Source organism: Streptomyces beijiangensis, from assembly GCF_017315755.1.
GTDB lineage: Bacteria > Actinomycetota > Actinomycetes > Streptomycetales > Streptomycetaceae > Streptomyces > Streptomyces beijiangensis.
This window is the reverse complement of sequence record NZ_JAFLRJ010000804.1, coordinates 1-1,007: the sequence shown is the minus strand read 5'-3', so window position 1 is coordinate 1,007 and position 1,007 is coordinate 1. Positions and strand designations below refer to the sequence as shown.

Genomic DNA, 1,007 nt, shown 5'->3' with positions numbered 1-1,007 from the left:
ACGAGCTGCACCCCGCCCGCACCCACCGCAGGCGCCGCACCCTCGAACTGGCCCTCGCGGTCGCGGTCCCCCTCGCCCTGGTCCTCCTCTGGCAACTGGCCGCGTCCCAGCAGTACATAGACGACCGCGTCTACCCCGCCCCCTCCACGATCCTCGCCGACGGCTGGGACCGCGCCGCCCAGGGCGACCTGTGGCCCGACGTATGGGCCACCCTCAAACGCGTACTCGGCGGCTACGCCATCGGCACCGTCGCGGGCTACGCCCTCGGCCTCCTCATGGGCTCCCTCCCCCTCGTCAGAGCGGCCCTCGAACCACTCCTCGACGCCCTCTACGTCGTCCCGAAACTCGCCCTGCTCCCCGTCTTCCTCAATATGTTCGGCCTCGGCGAGGGCCCGCAGATCGCACTCGTCGCCGCCACCGTCTTCTTCTTCGTATGGATCTCAACGATGGCCGCCGTCCTGGCAGTTCCCGTCGGCCACCGCGACGCCGGACAGGTCTTCGGCGCATCGCCCTGGCAGATGTTCCGCCACGTCCTGCTCCCCGCATCACTGCCCGCGGTCCTGGTCGGCGCACGGATAGCAGCAGGCGTAGCCGTCCTGGTGATCGTCGCCTCGGAACAAATAGCGGCATCCAACGGCCTGGGTCACCTCATCTTCGACTCCCGGGCGCTCTTCCAGAACGACGTGATGTTCGTCGGCATCGTCTGCGTAGCAGTCCTGGGGGTCCTCTTCTCCGAAGTGGTGCGCGTCGTCGGCCGGTTGCTCACCCCCTGGGCCCCACGCGACCGAGGCCGAAGCCAGTCCTGACCGCCCTTTGCACGCCCGTACGGAGGAAGAATGCGCACCCGCACCACCGCACTCACCCTGCTCATGGCCACCGCCCTGCTCACCTCGGCAGCCTGTGCCAAGCACGACAACGACAACACCCCCGCCTCAGCGGCCAAACCCCGCACCATCACCACCGTCCCCGGCTGTACGGCACACGGCTGGACCGACCCCGCCGACCTC

1 protein-coding gene is annotated in these 1,007 nt (G+C 69.1%); it reads left to right on the top strand.

The window, feature by feature from the left end:
* Positions 1–806, top strand: an 806-nt coding sequence (locus J0695_RS39195; RefSeq protein WP_242553747.1) for an ABC transporter permease, incomplete at its 5' end; no start/stop codon positions are given.
* Positions 807–1,007 lie beyond the last annotated feature (201 nt).